This is a genomic window from Bacillus sp. 103mf, from assembly GCF_900116295.1.
Taxonomy (GTDB): Bacteria; Bacillota; Bacilli; order Bacillales; family Bacillaceae_G; genus Bacillus_A; species Bacillus_A bruguierae.
Genome location: NZ_FPAF01000003.1, coordinates 313,988 through 333,418 on the forward strand (window position 1 = coordinate 313,988; position 19,431 = coordinate 333,418).

General features: G+C 35.0%; 15 protein-coding genes and 1 pseudogene. 12 read left to right on the forward strand and 4 right to left on the reverse strand.

All coding sequences use genetic code 11. The features are described 5' to 3' along the window. Positions 1-81 precede the first annotated feature (81 nt). The 5 genes from BM350_RS11105 to BM350_RS11125 all read left to right on the forward strand — a co-directional run bounded on the left by BM350_RS11105 (position 82) and on the right by BM350_RS11125 (position 6,388). On the forward strand, positions 82-1,263 hold the full coding sequence (locus BM350_RS11105; RefSeq protein ID WP_090912027.1) for a NupC/NupG family nucleoside CNT transporter: 1,182 nt from the start codon (positions 82-84) through the stop codon (positions 1,261-1,263). A gap of 55 nt (positions 1,264-1,318) precedes the next feature. Continuing rightward, positions 1,319-2,620 (forward strand): pyrimidine-nucleoside phosphorylase, encoded by a 1,302-nt coding sequence (locus BM350_RS11110; protein ID WP_090912025.1) that lies wholly within the window; start codon positions 1,319-1,321, stop codon positions 2,618-2,620. A 39-nt stretch (positions 2,621-2,659) separates the two neighbouring features. Beyond that, positions 2,660-3,055 (forward strand): cytidine deaminase, encoded by a 396-nt coding sequence (locus BM350_RS11115; RefSeq protein ID WP_090912023.1) that lies wholly within the window; start codon positions 2,660-2,662, stop codon positions 3,053-3,055. 348 nt (positions 3,056-3,403) lie between these two features. Then, positions 3,404-4,876 (forward strand): protein adenylyltransferase SelO, encoded by a 1,473-nt coding sequence (locus tag BM350_RS11120; RefSeq protein ID WP_090912021.1) that lies wholly within the window; start codon positions 3,404-3,406, stop codon positions 4,874-4,876. Between the two features lie 657 nt (positions 4,877-5,533). Continuing rightward, positions 5,534-6,388: an alpha/beta fold macrolide esterase gene (locus BM350_RS11125; RefSeq protein WP_090912019.1), complete on the forward strand. Its 855-nt coding sequence runs from the start codon at positions 5,534-5,536 to the stop codon at positions 6,386-6,388. Between the two features lie 520 nt (positions 6,389-6,908). On the opposite strand, the gene BM350_RS11130 is transcribed toward BM350_RS11125, so the two are convergent. Together BM350_RS11130 and ric are read right to left on the reverse strand one after the other, a co-directional pair. Further along, a complete protein-coding gene (locus BM350_RS11130; RefSeq protein WP_090912017.1) occupies positions 6,909-7,598 on the reverse strand; it encodes a Crp/Fnr family transcriptional regulator in 690 nt (229 codons plus the stop codon). Positions 7,599-7,926: 328 nt separating this feature from the next. Then, positions 7,927-8,634 (reverse strand): iron-sulfur cluster repair di-iron protein, encoded by a 708-nt coding sequence (gene ric, locus BM350_RS11135; RefSeq protein ID WP_090912016.1) that lies wholly within the window; start codon positions 8,632-8,634, stop codon positions 7,927-7,929. 339 nt (positions 8,635-8,973) lie between these two features. Here ric and BM350_RS11140 point away from each other — a divergent pair, with 339 nt between their 5' ends. The 5 genes and pseudogenes from BM350_RS11140 (at position 8,974) to BM350_RS11155 (ending at position 16,254) form a co-directional block, all read left to right on the forward strand. Further along, a complete protein-coding gene (locus tag BM350_RS11140; RefSeq protein ID WP_090912014.1) occupies positions 8,974-10,257 on the forward strand; it encodes an aminopeptidase P family protein in 1,284 nt (427 codons plus the stop codon). Positions 10,258-10,508: 251 nt separating this feature from the next. Next, positions 10,509-12,653: a DNA topoisomerase III gene (locus tag BM350_RS11145; protein WP_090912012.1), complete on the forward strand. Its 2,145-nt coding sequence runs from the start codon at positions 10,509-10,511 to the stop codon at positions 12,651-12,653. A 326-nt stretch (positions 12,654-12,979) separates the two neighbouring features. Continuing rightward, positions 12,980-13,063: pseudogene (locus BM350_RS26180) on the forward strand (IS6 family transposase); the annotation flags it as partial. A 237-nt stretch (positions 13,064-13,300) separates the two neighbouring features. Then, positions 13,301-13,792: a DinB family protein gene (locus tag BM350_RS11150; protein WP_090912010.1), complete on the forward strand. Its 492-nt coding sequence runs from the start codon at positions 13,301-13,303 to the stop codon at positions 13,790-13,792. A 743-nt stretch (positions 13,793-14,535) separates the two neighbouring features. Then, a complete protein-coding gene (locus BM350_RS11155) occupies positions 14,536-16,254 on the forward strand; it encodes a beta/gamma crystallin-related protein (protein ID WP_090912008.1) in 1,719 nt (572 codons plus the stop codon). A gap of 27 nt (positions 16,255-16,281) precedes the next feature. On the opposite strand, the gene BM350_RS11160 is transcribed toward BM350_RS11155, so the two are convergent. Next, positions 16,282-16,974, reverse strand: coding sequence for a transposase (locus BM350_RS11160; protein WP_244547977.1), 693 nt, complete (start codon positions 16,972-16,974; stop codon positions 16,282-16,284). Between the two features lie 44 nt (positions 16,975-17,018). On the opposite strand from BM350_RS11160, the gene BM350_RS11165 reads away from it, so the two are divergent. Continuing rightward, a complete protein-coding gene (locus tag BM350_RS11165) occupies positions 17,019-18,248 on the forward strand; it encodes an RICIN domain-containing protein (protein ID WP_244547978.1) in 1,230 nt (409 codons plus the stop codon). A 286-nt stretch (positions 18,249-18,534) separates the two neighbouring features. On the opposite strand, the gene BM350_RS11170 is transcribed toward BM350_RS11165, so the two are convergent. Then, positions 18,535-18,864, reverse strand: coding sequence for a hypothetical protein (locus tag BM350_RS11170; RefSeq protein WP_244547979.1), 330 nt, complete (start codon positions 18,862-18,864; stop codon positions 18,535-18,537). Positions 18,865-19,202: 338 nt separating this feature from the next. Between BM350_RS11170 and BM350_RS26890 the strand changes: the two genes are divergently transcribed. After that, positions 19,203-19,379, forward strand: coding sequence for a hypothetical protein (locus BM350_RS26890; RefSeq protein ID WP_170857685.1), 177 nt, complete (start codon positions 19,203-19,205; stop codon positions 19,377-19,379). The last annotated feature ends 52 nt before the right edge of the window (positions 19,380-19,431 follow it).

Sequence of the window (19,431 nt, forward strand, 5' to 3'; positions counted from 1 at the left end):
TTGAAAAAGCATAGTGTATCTATTACTGTAACTTTAATAAAACAAAATATGTAAGCGGATACGAAAAGGAGGGAGAATGTTATGAAGTACATAATTGGTATTCTGGGTCTCATTATTATTTTAGGTATCGCATGGCTTGCTAGTAATAATCGAAGTAAAGTAAAATTCCGTCCTATTGTAACGATGATTGTTCTGCAGTTTATTTTAGGGTTTTTGCTATTAAATACAAGTGCTGGGAACATTTTAATAAGTGGGATCGCAGATGGATTTGGACAATTGTTAAAATACGCTGCTGATGGTGTCAATTTTGTATTTGGCGGTTTAGTAAATAAAAAAGAGTTTTCATTCTTTTTAAGTGTATTAATGCCAATTGTATTTATCTCAGTTTTAATTGGTATTTTACAACATATTAAGGTATTGCCATTCATTGTGAAATACATAGGTCTCGTTTTAAGTAAAGTAAATGGAATGGGAAAGCTTGAATCATATAACGCTGTAGCTTCAGCGATTTTAGGACAATCAGAGGTATTCATTTCTGTTAAGAAACAGTTAGGCTTATTGAGTGAAAGAAGATTATATACTCTATGTGCGTCTGCAATGTCAACGGTGTCTATGTCTATAGTGGGATCATATATGGTGTTATTAAAACCGGAGTATGTTGTAACCGCTTTAGTGCTGAACTTGTTTGGCGGATTTATTATTGCTTCTATTATTAATCCTTATGAGGTTACTGAGGAAGAAGACATTTTAGAAGTACAGGAAGAAGAGAAAAAAACCTTTTTTGAAGTGTTAGGGGAATATATAATAGATGGTTTTAAAGTTGCGATTACAGTAGCTGCTATGCTAATTGGATTCGTTGCTTTAATCACTTTCATTAATGCTATTTTTAAAGGCGCAATCGGAATCTCATTCCAAGAAATTCTTGGGTATGTATTTGCCCCATTTGCTTTTATTGTAGGGATTCCATGGCATGAAGCTGTTGACGCTGGTAGTATTATGGCAACAAAACTTGTATCGAATGAATTTGTAGCAATGACAAATTTAGCTCAAGGAAATTTTCATTTTACAGGAAGAACAACTGCTATCTTGTCAGTATTTCTTGTTTCGTTTGCAAACTTTTCTTCTATCGGCATTATCGCTGGGGCTGTTAAAAGTTTACATGAAAAACAAGGAAATGTTGTCGCAAGATTTGGTTTGAAATTACTGTTCGGGGCAACACTAGTAAGCTTTTTATCAGCGGCAATTGTTGGCTTAATATATTAAGAGTTTAACAGGAGTTATTTTTAATAATTAAAAATAAAAAGGATTGGTGATCAAGATGAGAATGGTAGATATCATTGCGAAAAAACGTGACGGTAAAGAACTAACAACAGAAGAAATTCAATTTTTTATTACAGGATATACTGATGGAACAATTCCTGATTATCAAGTGAGTGCACTGGCGATGGCTATCTTTTTCCAAGATATGTCTGACCGTGAGCGTGCAGATTTAACAATGGCAATGGTTGAATCTGGAGAAACGATTGATTTATCAGAGATTGAAGGGATTAAAGTAGATAAACATTCAACTGGCGGTGTTGGTGATACAACAACATTAGTTTTAGGGCCGTTAGTGGCAGCTTTAGATGTACCTGTTGCGAAAATGTCTGGGCGCGGTTTAGGACATACAGGTGGAACAATTGATAAATTAGAAGCAGTAGAAGGTTTCCATGTTGAAATTACGAAAGAACAATTCATTGACATCGTAAACCGTGATAAAGTTGCAGTTATTGGACAAACTGGAAATTTAACACCTGCTGATAAAAAGATATATGCTTTGCGTGATGTGACAGGAACGGTAAACTCAATTCCATTAATCGCAAGTTCAATCATGAGTAAAAAAATCGCAGCTGGTGCTGATGCAATTGTTCTTGACGTAAAAACAGGTGCCGGTGCATTTATGAAAACAGAAGAAGATGCAATTGAATTAGCTCATGCAATGGTGCGAATCGGAAACAATGTTGGTCGTCAAACAATGGCTGTTATCTCTGATATGTCACAACCTCTTGGCTTTGCAATTGGTAATGCGCTTGAAGTGAAAGAAGCAATTGATACATTAAAAGGAGAAGGGCCAGCAGATTTAACAGAATTGGTACTAGTATTAGGAAGTCAAATGGTTGTACTTGCTAAAAAAGCAAATACGTTAGAAGAAGCACGTGAAATGTTGAAAGAAGTTATGAAGAATGGAAAAGCAATTGAGAAATTCAAACAATTTTTACACAATCAAGGCGGAGACAGTTCGATTGTCGATCAGCCAGAAAAATTACCACAAGCGAAATATGTAATTGATGTTCCAGCTAAAACTTCAGGTGTTGTATCTAACATTGTTGCAGACGAATTTGGTATTGCTGCGATGCTTCTAGGTGCAGGGCGAGCAACAAAAGAAGATGAAATTGACTTAGCTGTTGGCTTAATGTTACGTAAAAAAGTTGGTGACGCTGTAAAAGAAGGGGAGCCATTAGTTACGATTTATGCAAATCGTGAAGATGTTGAAGAGGTAAAAGCGAAAATCTATGAAAATATTTCTATTTCAGAAAAAGCTGAAGCTCCAAAATTAATCTATACTGTTATCACTGATTAATACTAAATAGAATCGCATTTACTTTGAGGAGGAAATGATATGGATAAACAAAAATATATTGAAGAAGCTACAAAGATGTTATCAAAAGCTTACATTCCGTATTCAAAGTTCCCTGTTGGAGCGGCACTCGTTACGAAAGATGGTAAAATTTATACAGGTTGTAACATAGAAAATGCATCTTATGGTTTATGTAATTGTGCCGAGAGAACAGCGATATTTAAAGCAGTGTCAGAAGGAGAACGTGATTTCAGTTATTTGGTGATCACAGGTAATACGGATGGACCTATTTCACCATGCGGAGCTTGCAGACAAGTTATTGCAGAATTTTGTGATCCGCAAATGCCAGTATTATTGACGAATCAAAAAGGCGATGAAAAAGAAGTAACAGTTGAACAATTGCTGCCAGGTGCATTTTCGATAGATGATTTAATCTAATAAAAGGTTAGTATTGTATGATTTGAAAATTATAATTAACAATAAAAAAGCTATCCTAATTGAACTGTACCCCGAATCGTGGACACAAAAAAGTCCATGATTTGGGGTTTTTATGTTGTTTTTTACTTATATATACTAAACATATAAATTTATTTTAATTTTTCACATATAAGTTACGGATATACAGAATTACAGATAATTTGCATTCTCCTTATTTCTGTAGAAAAGGTATAATAAAATGGCAGAAGTAGACATTAAAAGGGATTACTTTGTATTGATGTAGAAATACATAACTACGACTCCATTTAAATTTTGTCTGATATAAAAAAGATAAGAGACGGTGATACGATGACGAAGAAAGAAAGAATAGAAACAGGATGGAACTTTGATAATAGTTATGCCCATCTACCGAAATCATTTTTTTCGAGTCTCAGTCCAACTCCTGTTCGCTCACCGAAATTGACTATACTCAATCATTCGTTGGCAACATCATTGGGATTGAATGCCGAGGAACTAGAAAGTGACGAAGGGGTAGCGGCACTAGCAGGAAATCAGATTCCTGAAGGTGCGTTTCCTCTTGCTCAAGCATATGCGGGTCATCAATTCGGGCATTTTAACAGGTTAGGGGACGGCAGGGCTTTACTACTTGGCGAGCAAATAACGCCTTTAAATGAAAGGTTTGATATCCATCTGAAAGGTTCTGGTCGAACACCATACTCCCGTAGGGGAGATGGACGAGCGGCATTAGGACCAATGTTACGCGAATATATTATCAGTGAAGCAATGCATGCGCTTGGTATTGCTACTACCCGTAGTCTAGCGGTAGTGACTACCGGTGAGTCAATCGTTCGTGAAACGGAACTACCTGGTGCAGTTCTCACTCGTGTGGCTGCAAGTCATTTGCGCGTTGGCACCTTTCAGTATGTTTCCCGGTGGGGGACTGATGAAGAGCTCCAAATTCTAGCTGACTATACATTACAGCGACATTATCCAGGTGGTGACGCTGCTGAAAATCGCTATCTTTTCCTGCTTGAGGAAGTGATTAAGCGTCAAGCTTCGTTAATTGCGAAATGGCAACTTGTTGGCTTTATTCACGGAGTGATGAATACTGATAATATGACTATAAGCGGAGAAACAATTGATTACGGTCCTTGTGCCTTCATGGATACTTATGATCCGGAAACAGTATTCAGCTCCATTGATATTCAAGGACGTTATGCTTATGGCAACCAGCCGTATATTGCAGGGTGGAATCTTGCGAGATTTGCTGAAACGTTATTACCACTGCTTCATAGCGATTATGAAAAGTCTATTAGAATGGCTCAGGATGCAATTTTAAATTTTAACGAGTTGTATGATTCTAACTGGCTCGCAGGAATGAGAGCGAAATTGGGGATATTTAACGAAGAAGTACAGGATAAATCCCTTATTGAAGACCTCCTTACTATTATGGAGAAGTATCGTGCGGACTATACGAATACCTTCCGTGCGTTAACTTTTGATAAGCTCGGGGACATGGCTTTGTTTGAGACTACAGAGTTTGCAGAGTGGCATGTAAGATGGCAGGAAAGACTAGGTAGACAAGAAGAATCGAAAGCTTCCTCACATTTATTGATGCGAAAAAGCAATCCTGCGATAATCCCTCGGAACCACAGGGTAGAAGAAGCATTAGAAGCTGCAGTGGAGCATGGGGATTATAGTGTGATGGATCGTCTTCTTAATGTTCTTTCAAATCCTTACGCGCACTCCACTGAACAGGAGGAGTATGCGGCGCTACCTAAACCTTCATCCTGTCCTTACCGAACTTTTTGCGGCACATGATATAGAAGCATTAGGGATAGTATTTTTTACAATATAGTTTAAGATTCGTACAAAATAATGCTACTTCTTTAGTTGAAGTAGCATTATTTTAGGTTATCATTTCTTCCTTTTTAGTAGAAATCACATCTCGTATCAAGCAAGCGGATACTTTGAAATACCCAATTGTTGATTTTAAATAAAGTCGCGAAGCTTTACCCTTTTGGATACTTTTGTCTAAAGGGGTGTTTTTATGACTAAAAGAAAAAGAACATCTGAATAAAGTGAAACTAACCATCAGTGGAGGTTTTCGTCATCCTCCACTGATGGTTAGTTGAACCAATCGGGCTCTTACTGCCCTAAAGTAGCGGGATAAAAGGTGGATTAAGGAATTATTGAGTGATATAAAGTTGTTCCGTTAAAGGGCCAGATTGTTGAATAATTATTATTGGAAGCTCATGTGGGCAATGCACAATAATAAGAATCATGTTATAATTTAATTTGGTATAAAAACCCTTATTTCTTATAGGAGAGTGCAAATCATGATTATTAAGTTCATCCGTTTCCGTTAATTTCAGGTACATTTCATTTATGCCCAGTCATTTTTTGATAAAATGAGTAGATTTATTTGAGTGTGCCTCATTCAAATTTACCAAATTCGAATGAAATGGGGAACAAATCATGAGTGAAAAGATATTTGAAATTAACGGAATTAATATATGTACAGAGAGTTTTGGAAATCCATCTAAACCAGCAGTCTTATTGATAAATGGAGCTACGAATTCAATGGTTTATTGGGACAAAGAATTCTGTCAAAAATTAGCCGATACAGGAAGGTATGTTATTCGATATGATAATCGAGATGTAGGACGCTCCATAACTTATGAGCCTGGGACTTCAAATTATACAGTAGTAGACATGGCTAATGATGCTACAGGGGTTATAGATGCCTACAATATTAATCAAGCCCACATTGTCGGAATGTCATTGGGTGGTATGATTGCTCAAGTTGTTGCATTTCATAACCCTCAGAGAGTTTTAAGCATGACTTTAATTTCATCAAGTCTTTTTGGTTCCGATGATAACGACCGAGGATTACCAGAAATGGATGAGAGCTTACTAGCTTATCATGCCAAGGGGGCTATATTAGATTGGTCAGATGAAGAATCAATTATTAACTACTTGGTTGAAGGTGCAAAAATGCTCTGTGGTTCACATCATACCTTTGATGAAAAAAGAGCTCGTGAACTAACAACACAAGATTTTAAACGAGCAAATAATTTACTCAGTATGTTTAATCACGCAACACTTGTAGGCAATGATTATTATGAAGGTAAAATTAAAGAAATAAAGGTTCCATCATTGGTGATTCATGGTACAGAAGATACAATCCTTCCCTATGAGCATGGTTTAGCACTTGCCAAAGAACTTCCAAATGCATCGTTACTAACCCTTGAAGGGACTGGGCATGAAATTCACTTTGATGATTGGGATAAAATAATTAACGCTATTTCAAGCCATACGTCAGTCAAGTAAGTTCACGTAGCATAACAAGTTTCATAACAGAAAATTCAAGAAGGGTTACATATTCGGTTGGTTCCGATTGTAACCCTTCTTTTAATTAAAAAATGCTTTGGAATTTCCAAGTGTACGATAGTCTTTGAGTGAAGAAGTATGATTATTTCATTACTAATTTAGTGTGATCTTCGTAAACTTGCTGTAAGAAAACCATCAGTTATTCAATTATAGGATGCGATTGTGGAGTAACACAGGAAGAAAATAATCAAACTTTTTTAAAAAACCGAAATATAAACCTGCTGAAAAAGCATCCATTTTGATCAAACTTTTTTCAAAATGGATGCTTTTTATTTACCATAGAATACGGGTTAACACAATATTTTTAATCAAACTTTATTTTAAAGCTACACCAATGTCTAACTTGTTTTCCTGAAATCAATCATTTTTGTCATTATCTCTATCTCGGGAATTATTCATATTAATTCTCAATAACGATGTAACATAGAGAAAAAAGTAGGGTGTTAGATGTACTATGTAATCAGATGATTTCTGCTTTTAATTTTTCTGGAATGATAATGAAATAACCATTTTCATCAATAGCAATCAAATTTCTTCTTTTTAACTGATTAATTGTGCGACTAATCGTTTCTCTTGATGTGCCAATCATATTGGCGAGTTCCCGGTTCGTAAACTGGGTCGTTAAAGTATATGTACCATTCATTTCTACGCCATTTGACTTACATAAACGAAGCAATAACATAATAATTTGTTCGTAAGTATCGTGAAGGATTTGTTCTTCTAATCTGTTCTGAAGATCCACAATTTTTTCTCCAAGAACCTTAAACATTTTAATACATAATTCAGGATGCTGAATCAAAATTTTCTCGAAATCAGCGATTGGAGTAACGATCAATTGTGCAGTCTCAAGTATTTCAGCATGTGCTGGGAAGGTACCTTTTTGGAAAAAGCCAGCGTGAGGAAACATTTCTCCAGCTTGAAGCACAGAAACAATTTGTTCTTTTCCAGCTGCATCTGTTTTTTGAATTTTCACTTTTCCAGAGTGGATAAAAAACACGCGGTCAAGTATGTCGCCCTGCATAAATACAAATGATTTTGCCTTATACATTCGTAATTGTGAAATATCTACAATAGGCTGAAGTTCTTCTTCTGAAAGTTCTTTAAAGAGAGGAACCTCCTGTAAATGTTTTTTTATCATTTTTGCTTTCATATATACAACTCCTTAATAATTCCAGACAAATTTCTATATTTAATTTATACCAATTTTTTAAATAAAGCAGTGATAAAAGTCATATTAATGATAAAGTGAATCGTTTTTCAACTTTACAGGAGGAAGAGAAAAACTGATCTTAGAGAAGATAAAGTGAAGCTTTCATCAGTAATAGAAAAATACATAAGAAATAGAACATGAGCAAATAGTGCTTATGTTCTATTTTTTACGTATAAGCGGTTTCTATTTAAGAAATTTTTGTTTATTCAAGATCAAAAAATGTTGGTTTTAAGCCTTGCTTGATATCTATAGATTGACCTTTTTGTACTTAAGCTTTCGCAATTGCACGAGGAAATAAAATATTATTTTCTAAATGAATGTGCTGGAATAAATCGGATTCAAGAACCGCAAGTCGTTGATAGACAAGGCGATACGTACCGCAAGCTCCTTCTGGAGGAGTAAAATCATTCGTAATATTACGAAGTTCTTTCAAAATATCACCAGCATGACTATGTTCACTTTCCAGTAGTCCTACCACTTTGCGTAATTTCGTATAATTTTCATCAGTTGGATTTTGCTCAAATGCTAAAATTAACGGAAAATCTTCTGTTTCTTCTTTAATTATATGCTGTTCTAATTCTGTTTTTAGTTCATGGAATAGCTTGTAAATTTTAGCTAAATGAGGCTGTGCTGATCCATGAACGCGTAATACTTTTGTCACATATGGACTTAACTGTGGCAATTCTTCGTTTAAATAGCGATGATGTTTATTCACAATATAGTCAATTAATTCACTATAAGAGGCGATTGTCCAGTCAATTTTTGATTCATTTAATAATTTTGTTTCATAATAAAGAGTATTTAAGTTTGTTATAACATCTTCTACCGATAAATTTCTCTCACGAATTGCATCGATAAGTGGTCTGTTACCTCCACAACAAAAATCTATTCTATATGATTTGAAAAGGTCACTTGCTTTTGGGAATTTCGTAACAATATCACCAATCACAGAAGTCTCAGTAAATACATGTTCCATATGAATGCCTCCATAAAGTTTAAATTTTGTATCTAGATTAAAAATAGCAATAAATTTAAGTTTATGTAGTGATATATCTCACTGATAACCTGTGAAATTCACCATACGTTGTTTGTATAATAACGGTAAGATTCCTCCATTAGGAAGTGAGTTAATAATTTGAAATAACCTGTGCTGAATAATCTATTATATGGGAAGTATTGTAAATAAAGATATTTTGATAGAGCGTTATGGCACTAATGTTTCAGGGTTAATTGACAGAAAATTATAACGATAATACAATTAAATAAACTAGATAGTCAGCTTAAAGGGGATTTATAGAACTTAAGGGGGATTGTTATGAAGCAACCATTTTTTACTCGAAATCGAAAAAGATTAGTGGAAACATTGCCTGATGAATCTGTTACGATTCTATTTGCCGGACAGGCACCTTATAAATCAGCCGATGACCATTATAAATTTGTGCCAAACCGAAACTTCTATTATATGACTGGTATTGATGAACCGAATCTTATTTTTGTGTTAAAAAAGGTAGGCGATACAGTAGAAGAAACGCTTTTCATCGAAAAAGCGGATCCAGTTCTTGAAAAATGGGTAGGCAAAACAATTTCAAAAGAAGAAGCACAAACCATTTCTGGTATAAAAACAATTGTTTACTTAGAAAGCTTTGAATCATCAATAGCACGAACGTTTTTTACAGAACATGTGAAGCACGTGTATTTAGATTTGGAACGACGTGAGTGGTTGGGAACACAGACACGGACGCTAGCATTCGCTAAGCATGTAAGAGAACATTATCCACATCTTTTGATTGGTAATGTTTATCCGAATATTTGTGAATTACGAGTATTCAAAGCTGATGAGGAGATTGAAAAGATTAAGGAAGCAATTATGGTTACAAAAGAGGGCATTTATAATGTGCTCAAACATGCTAAAGAGGGTATGATGGAATATGAATTAGAAGCTCATTTTGATTTTACGCTAAAGTCATCTGGTATTAAACATCATGCATTCAATACGATTTTGGCAAGTGGGAAAAATGCAACCGTGCTGCATTATGAGGACAATGATTCTAAAATTAGTAAAGGTGACTTAGTGCTGCTTGATCTTGGCGCTCAGAAGGATTATTACAATGCTGATATCAGCTATACGTTCCCAGTGAACGGAACATTTTCGAATCGCCAAAAACAGATTTACAATATTGTGCTAAAGGCATTGAGGGAAACAATTGAGCTTGTGAAACCGGGATTACAATTCTCTGCATTAAATGAGCATACGAAAAAGGTGCTTGCAGAAGAGTGTAAGAAAATTGGTTTAATCCAAGAAAACTCGGAACTCTCCAACTATTATTATCATGGAGTGAGCCATTTCCTCGGTTTGGATACTCATGATGTAGGTTCGTACAAAGACAGAGTACTCGAGGCAGGCATGGTTATTACAGTGGAACCTGGCTTGTATATTGAAGAAGAGGCGATTGGAATTCGTATCGAAGATGATATTCTTGTTACCGAACAAGGATATGAAAACCTGTCAAAAGACATAATCAGAACGGTTGAAGAGATTGAGGACTTCATGGGAGTACACAATCCAAATGTGAAGGATAGACAGATTGTTGCAAAATAAGAAGAAGCGAAGGCGCCTAATTTGTGGCGTCTTTTTCATATTGTTTTAGAATTTTAAGTAATATGTTATATAATGAGTTCCTATTGTGAAGGTGCTAAAATTAAGCGTATAATATTAGGAGTCTATAGTAGAGTATACAAAATTGTAGGTTATCCTTTTATGTGGAAATTTGTGAAGGCTGTAAAGCGTTTATATGAAAATTGAAGAGATATTATAGAAGCTATACTGGAATTTAGATAGGGAGTTTTAAAATGAAATTAATTATTGCCGAGAAACCAGATCAAGGTTTGGCGCTTGTTTCTCAATTTAAATACAGGCGGAAAGATGGCTATTTAGAAGTAGAAGCGAATGAATTGTTCCCAAACGGGGCTTACTGTACATGGGCAATTGGACATTTAACGCAGTTATGTAACCCGGAACATTATCATGCAGAGTGGAAAAAATGGTCATTAGATACGTTGCCGATGATTCCAGAACGTTTTCAGTTTGAAGTAACAAAGTCAAAGTATAAGCAATTTAATGTTGTGAAACAACTGTTACATAATCCGCAAGTGACGGAAATTATTCATGCAGGAGATGCTGGGCGCGAAGGGGAATTAATCGTACGGAATATCATTCATCTTTGTAATGTGCAAAAGCCGATGAAACGTCTTTGGATTTCCTCTTTAACGAAGCAAGCAATCTATCAAGGGTTTAAAAATTTACTTGATGAAGCAGATACAATCAATACGTACTACGAAGCATATACGCGTTCATGTGCTGACTGGGTCGTTGGGATGAATGCTTCCCGTGTTTTTAGCATTTTACTAAAGAAAAAAGGAATGAATGATGTATTCTCCGCTGGGCGTGTGCAAACACCAACACTTGCATTAATTGTGAAACGTGAGAAAGAAATTGAAAACTTTAAATCGGAGCCATTTTGGGAAGTATTTGCAACCTTTAATATAGAAGGGAAAAAATATGAAGGTAAGTGGGAACAAGATAATGAGTCGCGCTTAAAAGACCCAAATATGGCAAATAAAATTGCTGTATTTTGTCAAAATAAACCGGCTGAAGTGAAAGAAATGAAAACAGAGCGGAAAGAGTTTCAGCCACCATTTTTATTTAACCTGTCATCACTGCAAGCAACGGCGAATAAAGCATTTAAATTTTCACCGAAGAAAACACTTGATGTAACACAAGCTTTATATCAAAAAGGAATTGTCTCGTATCCGCGTTCGGACTCTAACTATGTAACAGAGGGCGAGGCTGCCACATTTCCTGATATTTTACAGAAATTAAGTCAGTTTGAAGAATATAAAGATGTATTGCCGGCACCAATTCCTTCTATTATGAATAATAAACGTTATGTAAATGAAAAGAAGGTTACAGATCACTATGCAATTATTCCAACAGAACAAGTAACGAATCCAAATAAATTATCAGGCGATGAAAGAAAAATTTACGATATGATTGTAAGAAGATTGATTGCAGCGCATTATGAAGCTGCGATTTTTGACTACACTACAATTACAACGCTTGTTGATGGCCGTGCTGAATTTGTTTCGAAAGGGAAACAACAAATTCAAGAAGGATGGCGTAAGGTCATTTTCCAAGATGATAAAGATGAAGAAGCAATTCTTCCTATTGTGCAAGAAGGAGAACAAGGAAAAGTTGTAAAAGTGAAAGTGAAAGAGGGGAAAACACAGCCGCCAAAACGATATACAGAAGGTCAGCTTATCACGTTAATGAAAACAGCTGGGAAATATTTAGAGAATGAAGAACTGGAAAAAGTATTAAAAAAGACAGAAGGTTTAGGGACGGAAGCAACGCGGGCTGGTATTATTACAATGCTGAAGGACAGGAAGTATATTGAAGTAAATAAAAACCAAGTGTACGCGACCGATAAAGGAAAAGTACTCATAACTGCAATTGGTGATAAAATATTAGCTTCTCCAGAAATGACAGCAAAATGGGAGCAGCGCCTTGCGGAAATTGGAGAAGGAACAGCTTCGCCTGCTGCATTTATGGAACAAACAAAAAAGCTCTCAGCAAAAATTATTGAAGATGCAATTGAAATGTCTGAGAAATGGGATTTTACAGGATTACATGTAGAATCGATTGAACGCTCCAATTCAAAATTTACAGTCGGGAAAAAAGTAGGGCAGTGTAAAAAGTGTGATGGAGATGTCATTGATAAATCCACTTTTTATGGATGCTCGAACTATAATACAACGAAATGTGATTTCACAATCTCTAAAAAGATATTAGGAAAAACAATTTCACAAAAGAATATGAAGAAGCTACTAAAAGGTGAACAGACGGAGTTAATGAAAGGTTTTAAGAAGAACGATAAAACGTTTGATGCGAAGTTAGAGTGGAAAGATAATAAGATTAATTTTGTGTTTGAGAAATGAAAGTTGTCAATAAATAAAAAAGTTCTTTCCCGAGTAAAAGATTTTGTAACAGGTAAGGTTTGAAAAAATTATTGATAGAATAGAAAAAGCACGACAATTTTATTAAGTAGTTCAGATAATGTGGAGAAAATCCAAAATAATAATGAATTTTCAATTCCAAAAAACAGTACAAATAGCATTAAAATTGGCAGTCATTTTATCACAAAAAAACGCTTGGAGATTTCCAAGCGTTTTTCATTGTGTTTAATTTTTCTGGTTCTGGTGCAATAACTTCAAAATATCTGCAAGTAATCTCCCAAACTTGAACATACTGATACTAGTACTCTAAAAAAGGACAACTTACTTTACGGGACAAGTCTATCCAAAATCAAGTGAAGTTCATTCATCAACTATTTGGAATTGCTGCATAAGAACAGATTCCATTAGGAATCCATACATCTCTTTCAATAAATACAATCTTTGCACCAGAACCTGTCTTGTCGATGTAGTAAAACTTCAGTAATGTTACGCCACTAAAGATCCAGATTGTGGAATAAGGATATTGAATTAAATAACAATGTATCTGAAGAAGGATTCATATTTCCATTAGTTGAACTATTTAGTGAAAACTTTTTAATGGTTACAATACGCGCTAAGGAGGATTTAGAATGAACAGAACAGAATCGTTACTTCAAAACTGGGATTTTTGCTACGATAAAGAAGATTGGTATCCGCCGCTCGCTGACGCACTCAAAGCGCTTACGGCGGAGCAAGCAGATTGGCGCCCGGCTGGCGAGCATGCGAACACGATTTGGGAGACAGTTGAGCACTTGATTTTTTACAAGGAACGGTTGCTCAAAAGAATTACAGGTGAGGAATCGCAGTATCCGGAAGGGTTGACGAATGACGATACGTTCGTAGTCACTTCGAAAACGGAGAGCGATTGGGAAGCCACGCAAAATAGGCTAAAAAGCGTCCATCTTGGCATCCGTGAGCGTATTACGAATTTAAACGTTGACCAATTGCAAGCTCTTGTTACTAATCGTCCATTAGACGAGTGGCTGAACAGCCTCATTCTCCATGACGCTTATCATACGGGCCAAATTATCCTGATCCGCAAGTTGCAAGGCTCTTGGCCATCGCGCCGCTCTTTTGAATAGGGCAAAAAATTGCACTGCAGTTCGAGAACGTGGGGCCCCTATATATCACGAATTACATCAAATATTTGTCGAGCTATTTGACGAAATGTCGGCAACGGAGAAAACGTCTCCTAACAGCAGCTTTAGCACAGATATGCTACTGACGGCATTAAGCAGCAATTTCTATTTATTCAAAGGGATGAACGCGGTTATTTACCTGAGGAAATTGCGGAACAGCTCTGTTAACATTTATTTCTGGTCTACGGGTTTGAAACAAATAAAGTAGGTCTGCCTTAAAAAAGTTAAAATAGGATGATTGGGCTAACGAATACGATACTTGAATGACAGAAAAAAAGCAGGCCATAATTGTTCCAATTATGGCCTGCTTTTTGTGATACTCCCACAAGAATACATTGAATACATGTAAACAATGTGCAGAGCCTTATATTTCAAGGGTTTTTCACATTCGAGTATAGATAATTCCGAAATGTGGGCAGTACCCCATGTCCATCAAGCTAAGATTTTGAGATATCCCCAAAACCAAAATTTTATATCTCTACTGTTATTTATAAGAATTCTTGTCATTTTTTTCGTTTTGGGAACAACCAATTTCTTAAGTTGATGGGTATGTGACGTGACTCCTACTAGAATTTGATGATAGATATATTTATCGCTATCTTTTTTCTGAATATTTATGTTATTGTTGATTTGTTGAATTCGTCATAATTCGACAATAAATATAATTTAAATAAGGAGGTACTTATTTGAAAAAGGTACATATTGCTAAAGGATTCTTATCTTGTTCAATTGGATTAACTGCATTAGTAGGAACTATGCTTCATACACCAAATCCGGTAGAGGCAGCACAGACACAAACGTTGCAAAGTCAGTATTCTCTATACGATTGCTTAAGTACAGATGGAAAGTCATATGGGGAATATATTAAAAAATATGCTCCGGTTATTTATCAAGATGTAAATGCCAATCATGATGTTAGAGCAGATTTAATTACAAGATTTGATGTGGATGGGGATTGGAGAATGGACAATCAGTGGGATACAATTGGAAAATATCCTCAAGTTCCATATGTATATACTTCTGTTCAAGAAACTAAAACTCATCTATTTTTGGGATATTATTTTTATCACGTACGTGATGATGGTCCGGCTGTTTGGGATCCACATGAGAATGATTTAGAAGGAATGATGATTGCGGTTCGAAAAGACGGAAATTACGGTGTGCCAGTAGCTATGGAAACAATTAGTCATTCCGATTTCCTACGGTATCGCTTAAATGATCCTTACCTACAGTCAGGACATGTTGGAATAGAAAATACGTCAGTTCGTTTATCAGAGGGAACTCATCCAGAAGTATTTATTTCTTCTAATGGAGGCGCTGTTTCTATAAATAAGCATGGACATGATGTGAGTGCTTTTACAGAAACAGAGGATGTTGGAAATGATGCGATTGTTTATAAAGTTGGTGACAATCCATCTGGTGAACCGAATCAATTTTCACCGAAGTGGCAACATACCTATAATTATGGAATCTTACCGATAGAGGAGATATGGAATAAAAAATACCAGTATAAAAATACGCCATTTAAATCTTTTGGAACGTTTCCAAGTACAGTAGGAAGTGGAAATGCGAACGCTCCTTGGAACTGGAATGATAAGGATCAAAAATCAGATGGAACTCTCGGAAAAGGAATCTTTTTTACAGATCCAGCCCATTTATTTGATATTGACTTGAATGGATTAGGGACATTTCCCCATGAATATGTGTACAATCCATATTGGACACATAAAGTAAAAATTAATTCTGTCACTCCTAAGGCCTACAAAGATCCTGGAAATGACCTACCTGATTTATATATTAATGTTTCACAAGTAGGTGCAGAGAGATATATAGGAGAAAGAGTGTGGATGAAGGAAAATGCAGCTTTAAATGTAGAGCATCGTGTTAATTTCGGTGGTGATCAAAAAACAGCAAATACTATTTTTTCAGAGTCTACTAATACAATTTATATAGCGGTTTTTGATGATAATCCACGTTTAAAGTTAGAAGCAATGGATTATGATCCAGGTTCACTAGATGCTGATGATAGTATGGGTTCTATTGTATTGCCCTTAGATACAGGTAATATCTCAGGTAAAGCTCATACTTCAGAAGCCATAATTGACTATGAAGTGATATCTAATCCTGATACTCCATTAGCATCAGAGGGAGTATATCTTTATAATGATGCCGATTTTTCAGGAGAATGGGTGAAGTTGACAAGTGATCAGTTAAACTTTAAAGATATTGGCATGAATGATTCAGTAAGCTCGGTTAAAATTGTTGGTCCATATGAAGTTGTAGGGTATTCAGATACGAACTTTGGTGGGCGTTCTGCCGCATTAACAACAAATCATTTTATGGGATCTACTGTTATTGGAAATGACAGTATGTCTTCTATTAAGATTAAACGAATGAATCGCTAATTTCTACTTAAAAAAATATGTTCATCTTTATAGGGGTACGACAATGATTCCTTCTTTTTGGTGCCACTCACAAACGTAAAGCAAGAGAGGAGGGCAATTCATATAACCTCCTCTCTTGCTTAGATTACCAGCTACTTCAATTGGAATCGGTGATACAGGTATATCAAATTCAATATCTGGAGGACGCTGATTAGAATCTAGTCGGTATTTTTTAAATCGGTTTACATGAAATATTAAATACGGGCTCAGATCAGACAATACTTCCGCATCAATTTTATTTTCCTCTTGTATATATTCATGAAGAATCCGTGTAAGCTGAAATACATTGTAAAAAATTAAGCAATTAGCGATTAGATGGTTGTATTTAATGATTTTTCTTTGACCCTCTCGATTATTTTCTGCAATAATTCCTTCACTACCAAAGAATACCCATTTTGCAAAACCATTAAAAGATTCACTATTATTTGTAGCTGCTTGAATTGTACTTCTCAATTTTTCATTAGATAGGTACTTTAACAAAAATAAAGTGCGAATGGCACTACCTAACTCTCGAAAAGCTTGATATAACTTGTTCTTTTTACTGTATGTATTTAACTTATTTAAAATCGTAGAAGGAACCGTTACGATACCCCTAAAAGACTTTTGTAACTCTTTTGTAAGTCTTTTGTAAGACATATCAATTAAAATAAATTCATAAGAGTCAACTAACGATGTAAGCAATGAATTTTATAACAAACAATATAGTAACAAGAAGGAGACAAAAAATGAATGTTAAAAGAAAACGACATATATTAACAATTTTATCACTTGCATTTAGCTTGGGTGTAACTATTTTTCCTACAAACTCTGCTTATGCAAACGAAGTTGAAGATGATCGTATACTTGATATTTATGGTGATCCAATCAGAACAAATAAAGATTATATATTAGTTCATAAAGAACTTGAGCCAGATCAAGCAATAGGTGTTCCTTTAAACCAACGTGAAGCAGCTGTAGGTGCACATAAACATGGAATAACTTTTGATACCTCTAATGGTTCGTATTATCCTGCTACATCCCATAATGATTCTTATTATGGGGGACAGAAACACTACGATACAAAAGGAAATGTATACTATGGTACCCCTATAAATTTTGAAGCCCCAAGAGGAGAAAGAGGGGATGGGTATCTAAGAAATGATACTCAAGTTTCAGTTTCAATGAAGATTGGGGATAACTCTAGATGGGGAGGAGCACCAAAATACAATCTAGTTAATCATAGGTTCGGGCCATATTTTATTCAGGACAAATCACAAGAAAAAATCTACACAGTTTTAAAAGAAAATTCTAAAGAACTAAACCTAGTAGCAGACAGAGTTACTCAATATCGTGATAAATTTGGTCGACCTACTAATTCGTACAATGCTCACACTTCTTATATTTCTACTCGAGTTTTACGAAGTTATTACACAGGTAGGGAGAGAGCTTGGGTACAACATGAAGGTCGAGAGTCCGCTGGCCTTGAAGTAGTACCCATTCAAAACTCTTGGGACCCGGAAAGTGTAAATGGTACGTATCACCTTATTGCCGGTGTGAATGGGACAAGTGTTGTAGATATGAGTACAAGTACACGTAGATCAGGGGATCCTAACATACCTCTTAATAATGTTCACCTACATGACAAACATGATGGAGGGAATCAAAAATGGATATTTGAGTATGATCAAATAATAGGAGCATACCAAATTAAAAGTGCAACAAATCCAAATTTAGTGTTAGCTTGGAATGATAGTAATAATTCTAATAATGTATTTGCTACACAGAATGAACAGAAACTAGAACATTATTGGATTCCAGAAGATGCTGGAAGTGGATATGTATATTTGAAAAATTTCAAAAATCAAAATAAGGTACTAGATGTACAAGGGCGAGGTACGTCAAACGGAACAAATATAATTGTACATGATAATAATAATGGCTGGAATCAATCATTTAAGCTAGAAAAATTAGACTAAAAGGTTCTATTACTACAGGCTGTGGAGAAAGGTTTTTCTACAGCCTGCTTTTATGTTTCCTATCCTTTGTCAGGTTCCGTTGCAAAATTAGCTAAAATGGAGTATAGAAACCAAAAGCGAAATGTGGAGCTGTATGTAAGTATATTCCAATTCGGTTTGTGATCTCTCGAGACAAATTGTTAAAATGAATCTACAAATATAGTGGGTTCGTTTTTATTTTTTTTGGAGAAAACAAGGTAATGAAGAATTTTTAGTGTAACAAAAACAAACGTTTCTGTTACACTTTCTATTTAAAAATATGAAATACATTAACTGTTGAATTAGCTGTAACAAAAATAATTCGTAACATTATTGACTTTAATTCTTCTGATTCATTGTTTTCTATTTTTGAAATAGCCTCTCCAGCATGAGAGAATTTTTCATATAAAAAATCTGGAAGTTGTTTTCTTTTTATTCCTTCTAACGCAAGATTAACAAGATACGAATACTTTATAAAATCACTGGTATTAATATTTTGCCAGTCTTCCTCAATGATTTTTCCACTGGCTTGAGTAACAGTTAAACCATCTTCATCTACATATTCATCCAAGTTTAATTGAACTGCTTCAATAAACAATAATTAAATTTCTATTTAAATAATTTTTATGGTAATTTTATATTATATTTTACAATTTGTTACAAGGAGTTGAATGTGTATTTATATGTTAAAAAATGTAAATAACACTTCTGAAATATTACTAGTTTTATCTGCATTTTGTTTATATATATATTTAAGGGAAATTAAATTAGAAAGAAAACTTACCCGTTTTGAGCTTCTAATGTATATATTGTCACAATTCGCATATGTTCTGTGGGGAATTAGTTTTATCGCTAAAATATGGGAATGAAAAATCAAAAGATGTTGGATCTCATGTAAAGCCATCTTTATTTTAAGGTATCTCGGCTGTACCCCGTATGGAGATGATTGGTGGAAACCAAGTGACCTTTGGTAAGTCCAGTGATAATAATATAACAGGAATGAAGATGATTGTTCCTGCGAAAGATGGAAAAAGTGCGTATCAAATAGTAATCACCGTTAGTATTTTAAATAAAACTGAATTAGAAAAGGTTATGCTTTCCATGCTGAAATAGAAAATAGTGTTCTAGTTTTTCTTGACCAGGTCAAAATATGAAAACGATAGAG